9 protein-coding genes are annotated in these 10,002 nt (G+C 45.8%); 4 read left to right on the top strand and 5 right to left on the bottom strand.

All coding sequences use genetic code 11. The features are described 5' to 3' along the window. Window positions 1–52: 52 nt before the first annotated feature. Complete coding sequence (locus tag JW881_16430; GenBank protein ID MBN1699108.1) at window positions 53–382, bottom strand: hypothetical protein; 330 nt, start codon at window positions 380–382, stop codon at window positions 53–55. 356 nt (window positions 383–738) lie between these two features. On the opposite strand from JW881_16430, the gene JW881_16425 reads away from it, so the two are divergent. From JW881_16425 to JW881_16415, 3 genes are all read left to right on the top strand, one after another. Beyond that, window positions 739–1,239, top strand: coding sequence for an effector binding domain-containing protein (locus JW881_16425; GenBank protein ID MBN1699107.1), 501 nt, complete (start codon window positions 739–741; stop codon window positions 1,237–1,239). A 205-nt stretch (window positions 1,240–1,444) separates the two neighbouring features. Then, a complete protein-coding gene (locus JW881_16420) occupies window positions 1,445–1,606 on the top strand; it encodes a hypothetical protein (protein ID MBN1699106.1) in 162 nt (53 codons plus the stop codon). Window positions 1,607–1,753: 147 nt separating this feature from the next. After that, a complete protein-coding gene (locus tag JW881_16415; GenBank protein ID MBN1699105.1) occupies window positions 1,754–2,329 on the top strand; it encodes a dihydrofolate reductase family protein in 576 nt (191 codons plus the stop codon). A 148-nt stretch (window positions 2,330–2,477) separates the two neighbouring features. Here JW881_16415 and JW881_16410 read toward each other — a convergent pair whose 3' ends face one another. The 4 genes from JW881_16410 to JW881_16395 form a co-directional block, all read right to left on the bottom strand. Next, window positions 2,478–4,601 carry a hypothetical protein gene (locus tag JW881_16410; GenBank protein ID MBN1699104.1) on the bottom strand — a complete coding sequence of 708 codons (2,124 nt, stop codon included), beginning with the start codon at window positions 4,599–4,601 and terminating at the stop codon, window positions 2,478–2,480. A gap of 94 nt (window positions 4,602–4,695) precedes the next feature. Continuing rightward, window positions 4,696–5,559 (bottom strand): hypothetical protein, encoded by an 864-nt coding sequence (locus tag JW881_16405; protein MBN1699103.1) that lies wholly within the window; start codon window positions 5,557–5,559, stop codon window positions 4,696–4,698. A 172-nt stretch (window positions 5,560–5,731) separates the two neighbouring features. Beyond that, on the bottom strand, window positions 5,732–6,274 hold the full coding sequence (locus JW881_16400; protein ID MBN1699102.1) for a hypothetical protein: 543 nt from the start codon (window positions 6,272–6,274) through the stop codon (window positions 5,732–5,734). A gap of 216 nt (window positions 6,275–6,490) precedes the next feature. Further along, window positions 6,491–6,781, bottom strand: coding sequence for a hypothetical protein (locus JW881_16395; protein ID MBN1699101.1), 291 nt, complete (start codon window positions 6,779–6,781; stop codon window positions 6,491–6,493). A gap of 876 nt (window positions 6,782–7,657) precedes the next feature. Between JW881_16395 and JW881_16390 the strand changes: the two genes are divergently transcribed. After that, window positions 7,658–10,002 (top strand): hypothetical protein (locus JW881_16390; protein MBN1699100.1); only part of this gene is annotated, 2,345 nt, incomplete at its 3' end.

Below are 10,002 nucleotides of genomic sequence, written 5' to 3'. Positions count from 1 at the left end.
GCGGTAATCCCGGTATTGAGCGGGTGTGCTCTATTTATTTTCAAATCCGCACTTACTTTTTATTTTCTATAAAACCGGGGATATCCTCGGCTTTCGGAGGATTTTTCAATAGTTCCTCCAATTGATCCTTTGTAATTGAATCTAGATTAAAGGAGTCAAAATCACCCGTTATGTCTTTTTCTTCAAAAAATGTGGCGAGGTATATACCACCGCAGGACCGGCATTGTACGACTTTCTTTGAAACAGCTATCCAGTCCCCGTCCAGACGGCCGTAGGCAGAGAAAAAACACTTAATCGTTTCAAAATTTTCTGCATGAAAACCAAGCCAATTTTCATTCAGGTTTTTTCTGCAGATTTTACAGGATTTTTTTCGTATTTTCATTCCTGCCGTCATTGTAGCTGCTATTTTATAATAAGTCTATCCTGTTTAGAAATTATGATCATTGGTGTTGCACTGCTTCAATTGAAAAATATAATGATCGCTGCATTTACACCTGCTTGACAGCCTTGAAAAAAATCATGTAACATTATCCCGTAAATCAGTATGGAAAAAATATTGTGCATAAAATAATTATTACGGCAGTCTGTGGAAATGTATGTAACAATATTCATAGAGTTATTTGTACTCATCATATCATGTTTTCTCGGCAATACAAAAAGAGTGATTCCCGGCAGTACGGCGGATAATATGTTCAAAACGCTTGTACGCTAGGAGTAATTCTTTATTGGGAGTTAAAGATGGTTAATGTCAGGATCGAACAAAAAAATAATTTCTCGATAATTGGCAGAAAAATGTATATTACGAAACTGGAACAATTTTCGGAATTTTGGAAAAAGAGTCATGAAAGCGGTCTGATAAAAAAATTGAATCAGATTAGGGAAATTCATGGATGTCCGATAACAAATGGTACACACATAGGGCTTTCATGTACGGAGAAAGATCCTGATAACAGAAATTTTTATTTTTTTATATCTGTTGAATATCCATGTAAATGTGATGGTATGAAGGATCTCGAGATATATAACGTTGCATCATTTAAATGGGCAGTTTTTTCAAAAAATTGCACTGAAATTAATGCCCTTTTTGATTGTGAGATGTACGCTTTTAAAGAATGGCTACCAACGTCAAAATATGAACATGATTTTGGTCCGGAAATGGAAGTATACCATAATAATAAAATTGAATTCTGGTTACCGATTATAGGAAAAAAGCTTTTTCAACCGTTAAAAAAGAAATAAACCTGTCTTTGAATATGCACTTCGCCTTCGACCCGGGGATTCGCTAAATTTTAGGCGTTGCTTTTATGAATAATTTATTATATTATATTACCGGAATATTTTAATGGTAACAGCAAATTTCGTCGGAAACCGGGATAAAAAAAGAAGAATTTTATCCATTGGCTGTAATTATAATATCTGGATGCCTTTTAAGGAAAAATGATGTATGCCACACAACAAGACATTTGAAAATAATTTACGAATAAATGGAATAGATGAAAAAGTAATAAAAATTATTATGGGAGAATTATATAGAAGTACGGTAATTTTAACTATGCAGGACGCTGTCAATTTTTTCGTCGATGCTATGGAAAAAGCGGAAAAATAACTGGACTTCGATATGATAGCAAAAATTATGTTCGATAGCGCCTGCTGCAAAACAGGAAAAAGGGATAAAAATTGTAAACGTTTTTATAAGGAAAAAAAAGACAAAAGCCTTGCTGAGAAAATTAATTTGCTATCAAGTATACCCAATATGGGTAAACCTGTCTTAACAGACAAAAAGGAAATAACTACCGGAATATATTGGCGGGAAACTCTCGACCCGGACAGGGATTTGAAACGGATCGCCGGGGTGAAAGAAGGGCTGCATCAATACTATAAACATGAAATGACAATAGCCAGGGCTTCATTGAACACGGGCAGAGTGATGGAGAAAATCGGCATAAATGAACGCAGATGGGAACCGGAAAACGATAAAGACCTGACTTTTATCATTATCGACAGGAAACCGCATCTGAATCGTAACGGGTTGGTTTTTATATTAAAATGGGTGGGACGGCTATTGATCGTCACGAATAATCCGGAGCATCCGGGATATGCGATAAAAGACAGATATGGAAATCTTGACATGATCGGTTATAACGGGGATATCGATTTTGAGGATTTGTTTTGTAAACTCAAACTCACCTATGGAATCGATCGGTTGACTATTCAATCCGGGGGGACACTCAATACCTGTCTTATGAGAAAAGGTTTGATCGATCATATATGTATTTTTATCGCGCCATTGGCTGTCGGGGGAAAAGATGCCGCCTCGCTGCTCGATTGAAATATGTAAAGGCTCTCGCATTGAAAAAATGCAAAATACTTTCGAATTCATATATTAAAACAGAATATGATGTGATAAAAGAAATAAAGATCGACGAATTTATCGGGTAAAGAAAACACCGGAAAATCCGTCCCGTTATCCGCGATAGTCAAAAATCGCAGGTGATAAGTCCTACGTAACACTGGGCGATCCGCAATGCGTCCACGATGTCGATTGTGCCGTTCCCTGTAACGTCCGCCGCAGCGGTATTGAAGTTCGATACGGGGAGACCCACGTAATACTGGGCGGTCAGTAACGCGTCTACGATGTCGATCGTTCCGGATGAGTTAACGTCGCCCGGCGCGGCCGACGTTCCCGTCGGGGTCGCATCATTGCAGCCGATCGGTGTCCATGCCATCACGGAATCGGGGAACACCGAATAGCTTGCGTTGACGTCGGCATTGCTCGAATCGCCGACCCCCCTGCCGTCGCATTCCGACCTTCCGTTGTTCGAGTGCGGACACTGGAGGTACACGCCCGCGGTGGAACAGCTTTCGATTTCAGCGTCCCCGCCCACAACAACATTGTTCCCGCCGAATGTCTCGTCCCATTCCATCGCGTTCCCTTTTATGATCGTGTTTCCCGATACGGTACAGTTGTTGAGAATCGCCGCGTCCGTGATATGAGCCGTATCCGAATACGTGCCTCCCCGGACGTTCACGTTTCCGTCGAAAACGACATTCGAGTTCGCGGATGTATTTTCGATGCGTGCCGTGCCGTCCACCCTCACGCTTCCGCTAAGGTTCGAGGAACCCAGGACCACCGCCTTCGGTCCCACGTAGACGGATGCGGCGACTGAAGCGGTATTCGCGACCCAGCCCCCGCCGTTCGAATGGGCCCTGCCCGGGTAGAGTGTTTTAATATCGGACCTGAAATCGCTCTGGTATCCTTCAGGAATGGCGTTTTCTATCCTGAGTTCATAGGGGTAGCGCTTGATTTTCGGCCAGCCAGGTTCCCATACGTAATCGGTCCGGGATGTCGGTGCGCCCATCACCACGAGGTAAAGCGACTCGTCGTCCGGGGCTATTTCGTAGACCGCCTCTCCTTCATCGGACGCCGATGGTATGCCGTAGGTGACGTCCGTACCGTTATGTTTCACGGCGACGAATCCCCACCGCCATCCCGCGGTCGCGTTCACCTCGGTATGTCCCTTGAATTTCACGTGAACGATCCTGTTCGGGCAGGTTGGGTACAGCGGGATGATATTGAATCCGTAGTCCTGCGGCGCGGCGAAGTCGGGAACGATATATCGTTCGGAAGAAGAGTCTGTTTGAGAGAGTATCGTATAGTAACGCCACAGGTAGTGGTTGTTCGATGTGCCTGTTCTATATGAATCGACGAGATCGGCCATCCGCGATCCGAATCCCTGGGACGGGTAATCGAACGCGACCTCGCGCTTTGCCGTGTCGTACATGAAATCGTTGAGTTGCGATTGGTTCCATCCTTTAAGCCGAGCGAGTGCGGTAATCGGTGTTTCATTGGCTAAGGACTCTTTCCACAGCGCGTTCACCTGATTGACGCCGCCGTAATTCGCCTGTATGTTCATAAGCCACCTGAAGGCGCTGTAATGGTGGCGCGTGGAGCTCAGGTGAAAGGATCGGGTCGCGAGCCATCTCGGCATATCCTCGGATGCCGTTTCCGGGTACTGGAGGCATCGCATATAGTTCGCGTGCGCTTCCCAGAACCAGCCCGCGGGCTCGTAATTCACGAATCCGCCCGCCGTGTTCTGCTGGATCCTGTTCTGGTACTGAAGCGAATGAACCACTTCGTGGGCGAGTACATACGCGTCCCTTGTCGCGTTCGGATGTATCCATATCGCGCCGATGACATCGTCATAATGCCCGCCAAAGGCCCATCCGGTCGGGCCGCCCGAACCGTTGTATGTTTCGTTCATGACCACGATGATTTTATAGGTTCCGAGGTTTCCGGTATTTGAGACGAAGCCGAGTTCGGACACGTATTTGGTGAAACTGAGTTCGAGGTAGTTGCAGATGGCGGCCGGATCGAACCGCAGGGAGGAATCCGGATACGACTGCGGATTCGGACCGACTTTCGCGCCCCAGAACACGACAAAGTTCGCCGATTCGTATTTGTTATCCGGCGACCACTCGTTCCACGGCGACGTGGAGAATTTCTGCGGGATATACACCGATTTCGGCCACAGGGAGGCCGGAAACAGCAGAAAAAGAACGACAAGATACAGAAGAAAAGCGTATATACTTTTTTTGGCCACGTTGCATTTCCTTTTGTGTTTTTACCTATCCTACCATATAACGAACGAAAAAGCAATATTGAAGGAAAATTTCTCCGGGCGTTATACCGACGCTTTATATATAAAACAGCAATCCGAATGAAAACAGCACCGCTTCCTCAGGTTCGTTCGTCAACCAGTCGTCGCTCAATGATTCCAGGTTCGTATACAGGGAAAGCCCCTTTTCCCGCCCGAACAGGCGTACACCGGCCCTGATACTCCAGTCGACGGCGAAACCGGAAGCAACCCTGACATCGGATTTCGGATCACGGAAGAGCAGGTCGAGCTCCACTTGCAGAAAGACGGCGAATACCTCATCGATGACGACCGGATCGGTCTCCCCCCGCAAGGTGATGCAGAAAATATCCGGCTCCCGTATGTCCCGGTTCTGAAAAAGCGGAGAAAAGTGAATCCTCGAGTTAATTTCACCATGCAACAGGCTGGAGGTGGTATTGTCCGGCCAGTCAAGGGTGACGGGTGGGTGCGTGAATTGAAGGTTGACGGCTTCATGAATCGCATCCCTTCCGAAATTCCGTTCGATGTCATGCTTGCAGTCATGGTGAAAGGATATCCTGCATATCAGTTCCCGTATCCTGTAGACAAAGGAAAGACGTAAATCGGTATAAATGGCAAGCGGCCAGACGATCCAGTAGGAATCGGGATCGAGCCTGTTGAGAAAAATATGGCGGACCATGCCCTCCGTCGCCATGTCCTTCCATGAATAGAACGTGAAGATGGAACCCGTATCCATGATCCATGCGGGCGCCAGGTCCCGGCCGGAGGGCGCGTGCTGCCTTATATCGAACCAGCTATAAACGAAAGAAAACGCCCGGTTTTCGATAAAAGGCTGCCTATAGGTGTCGGGGGGAAGGGACAACACCTCCGCCCCGAGGGTGGTGAGGGAAAAGAACATCAACAAGGTGAACGCAAAGGCTTTCATCCCCGATATCATAGCATATGGCACGCTGCCGTACAATAAGGAGAGATTCAAGAATCCATCGGCTCCGGTGTTTATCTGTATGGTTGCATCCGATTTCTCAGGAACAGTTATTCCGTTTGATTTCTCCGGGGTGTCTATATGTTGAAAGCGAGCTGCGGTTTGTCTATGTGTTTTAAAGCCGAAGTATCCAAAATGGCGAATAATGATTCGTATAGAGAGAAATCAATCTATCTCCACCCGGTAGATGCTGCATTATTGTAAACAATTGTCGTAAATTCCTTCGAGGAGTCTGCTGTAATCTCCTCTCCTCAATATTCCATTGCTTAAATCTTTTCTCAAACTCATCTATGACTTTATTCCCATATCTCTCCACCATCGCCAAAAACAACTCCAACAACCCCCTCACCAACTGCGCGATACTATAACAATTCAAATCCGAATGCAGCAACTTGATCTTACGGTACATATTCTCGGAAAAATAGACATGAACATGTTCACGGTTTTCATCGGGATCATTTGAGACCGCTTGATACCGACTCATTCGTTGTTTTCCCCATTTGTGTTCCTTTATCATCAAAGGATCGATGCAGGACAATATCCAGACAATGACACCGGATAACGAACGCCTTGAACCGAACAACTTCAGGGCTTGCAGCTTCTCTTTCATTATATCCGTGATGATAAAATGGAATTCATGCGAATCGGATTCTACCATGTGACGCTCCTTGCATAATTTTTTCGTACATTGTATAACGCCTTAAAAGTGCATGCTGCTTTGATTTTTTATTTAGGAGATAAAAAAATACAGACGGAATCAAAACCCGCACTTTTTAAAATAGTGGAGTTGTTATACCAGGAAAATGTTCCTATCCATGGTGCCGGAGACTTGTAGATGACTTAGACCTTGAGGTTCGGTTCAGGCAGCCACTGTTTATTCAAGGCGGCCGTAATTATCTGCCGATATAAAGAAAAAATTCTTGTCTTCAATGTAATAAATTTCAATATTTGAATAGTCATATTTTTTCTCTATTTTGGATAAATCGAATTTAATGAACGTATCATACATTTCCAGGATATAAATATCATCTCCATTCCCGGAATACTCCCCGGAAATCACATCATCTGTTCTGTACGCATCTCCCAGGAAAAAATAATCAATGTATTGACCGTCGATATTTTTATCTAAAATCAATTCAGGATTACTGTTTTTTTCTATTTCCACGATCGAAATTGCTTCTTCCGATTTTCCGATGATATCGTATTCATATAATATGCTGATAGAAGAACCGGAAATATATTTGACACTGACGATATGGCTTGCAGTTGTTTTTGTGGTAAAACCGGTTTGAAGATCATAAAGAATACTCCCGCCGCCTAATTTTAGGTTGAAAAATAAAATAGAATCGAATCTTTTACAATAATACGTTGATCCCGGATACAATAATGCAAGTTCAAAGTTCTCATTAAGCAGATATAATCCGTCTTTTTTAATGACAAAGGAATGACTGATATCAAGCCCCGTACATGATATTCCAATACAAAAAATCAAACATATCGATGTAATAATTCTTTTAGCCATCCTTTATTCTCTATCCAAATAATATTTATATATCCCTCTCAGCTTTATGCAGCTATAAGAAACAAAATTTGGAAATCTTTTACCCGGTCTGTTGTACTTTCTGCTTCATTTAATATGTTGTACGGTAAGGTGTCACCTTCAACTACATAGAATGCTACACTGAATATTGTTCAATGTCAACGATTTTAATATAAAGGTTATTAAAGAATTGTTCATATGTATGCCGGAAATAAATTCCTGAAAGGGACATCTTTTTTTAATGCTATTTCTCTATCTTCATACATTTTCCTTTGTCTGCGGCAAATGTCTACTCAAGATTTATAATCAATTATCAATCCATTTTTTAACCTCCGTCCCCTTTAGGCTCTTTTCACGGTCTCCCGTATATTTAGTTTACTTTTTGCAATATGTATGATAAAATAGGTGACATTAGCTGAAATTCCGTTATTTTTACCGGCTGCTTTTATAAGGGTGATTAAAAATAAAAAGTTGAATCTTTCTATAAAAAAGGAGAAAAAAATGAACGTAAAAAGGTTTTTTACATTATTAATTATGGTGTTTGTTCTCGGCGCGGGTATACAGGAGACGGCACGGGCGACCGACCTCGCGGATGTCAGGGTGGTGGACAAGGATTACCTGATGCTTCATTTCAAGGACGGCGATGTCCTGTTCGATGAAGACGGGGGTTCAACAGACGGCTCTGGCGGTTCATATACAGTTACTTACGGTGCGGCACTCGATACGAAAAACGCCGCCGTCACCGGGAACTGGGTGATAACATCCGCCGACGACCCCGCGTACGGAACGTCCGGCGCGTCGCCGGTTGCGGTATACAGAAAAACAAAGGTCAACGGTATGGATGAGGACGAGTGGGGGAGCGGCGACTGGAATTGGCAATACACATACGAACATTTCATATACCTGAGTCTTCCTTCCTCCATGCGGCAGGGCGACACGTATATGATCGAGGTTCCGGGTAACATTAATTGCGATACCGCTTCACGGAGTATTACCTTCGATATCTTTCGGTGCCCTTCGGAAGCCGTTCATGTGAATCTTGTCGGATATATTACCGGTCCAGGCGTGAAATCAGCGGACCTTTATCATTTTATAGGCGACGGCGGCTACAGGGATTATACGGATTTTATCGGGAACGACGTTTATATCTATAACGTTGGAACGGGCGAATCGCGGACCGTCGGATCGGTCTCTTTCTGGATGCAGGGTAAAAAAGAAACTCACTGGAATATGACGGGGGGCGACGTCTGGGCAATCGACGTTACCGGGTTCAATGAACCGGGAACCTATCGGCTTGCAGTCGAAGGAGTCGGATGCAGTGAGGATTTTCAGATCGACAACGGTGTTTATCACGACCCTTTTAAAGTATCGGTACAGGGATATTTCTATATGAGGATAGGCCAGGAAGACTATCCTTCCGGCAAACCGAAGCCGAGGACCCCCTTGTACATTCCGAACGTGTCCCCTCCCGATTGTAAGGTATATGTCACGAGCATGCATCCCTATCATCCCGAATGGGATTCTTTTTCAAGCGGCGATCAGTGGGACAAACCAAATGACTGGGCTTCTTATACCCTTTCGGGCAATCCCGCGAACCCCGACGCGACAGGCGGTCACAGCGACGCTTTTGACTGGGACCGGCATCTGATGCATGTCGCGAACATCTACGATCTCTGTCTCGCCTATATTCTCAGCGAGGGCGCCATCGGTGACGATGACCTTAATATCGCTGAAAGCGGCAATGGAGTCCCCGACATACTGGATGAGGCCAGAAACGAAGTGGATTTCTGGCTGCATCTTCGTTATAACGGCGGGTATTCCCACGGCCTCACCAATCCGAACGACGATAATATCCTGTACCAGGCGGGCAATACCGCGGTTGCCGCCTGGGCAAATGCTTTGAACAGTGCGATACTCGCCTATTGTTTCCGGATTGCCGGTCTTGACAGCCTGAGAAACATATATGAAGACGCCGCCATAGAGGCATTTACGTATGCCGGCGGTTTGAGCGACCAGATGCTGGATGAAGAAAGCGCCGGTATCAGGGGCAGGGACTTTAAAATGATGGCCGCCGCCTACCTGTATAATTTAACCGGCGATACGGCATACGAAGATATCGTTAACGATTTGAGTGTGGTCACCGGTCCCTCATCCGTTATCTGGAAACAAGACTCATACAATCAAATCTGGGGAGTGGCCGCCTACCTGAAAACGCAGCAGCCCGTCCATTATCCCGATCTCTGGAACAACATGAAGTCCGCCGTTATCGCCCGGGCGAAAAGTGTGGAAGCCGGTATGGTTGACTCCCGCCCCTCCCGCCGGGGTTATGCCGATGAAGACGCGGAGAAATCGGGAAACCAGGCCTGGTGGCAGACGAATCAGGATATGCCGCGAACCGCCATCGCCCACGCCGTTACCGACAATCAGGCGGAAAAGGAGATTTTTCTCGACGCGTTGATCATGGAAGCCGATTGGGGGCTGGGCCGGAATCCTCTCAACCTTATCCAGATGACCACGGCAACCACGCCGCTCGACGGCAAACGCAGTTTTGTCAGCATCTACACGAGCGGCCGTGACGACGGGAGTCCCGGACTTCACCCCGGACACACGCCGTACCTGAACACGGAGTCATGGGGGAGCGGTATGATGGGCAACGATCCTGGACCGGTTTTCGATCTGTTTTATCCCGATATCGAAAACTGGCCGCATTCTTCAAAATGGATCGATACCAGGTATATCTGGTGTCACACGGAGTTCACCCCGCGGCAGACCATGAGGGGGAAAACCCTTCTCTACGGCTATCTCTACGGTCTTACCGCAGACCGCCTGACCGCCGCCTTCACGTT

The organism is Spirochaetales bacterium, from assembly GCA_016930085.1.
Classification (GTDB): domain Bacteria; phylum Spirochaetota; class Spirochaetia; order SZUA-6; family JAFGRV01; genus JAFGHO01.
The sequence above is the reverse complement of the archived record's forward strand: the minus strand, read 5'-3'. Positions and strand labels throughout refer to the sequence as shown.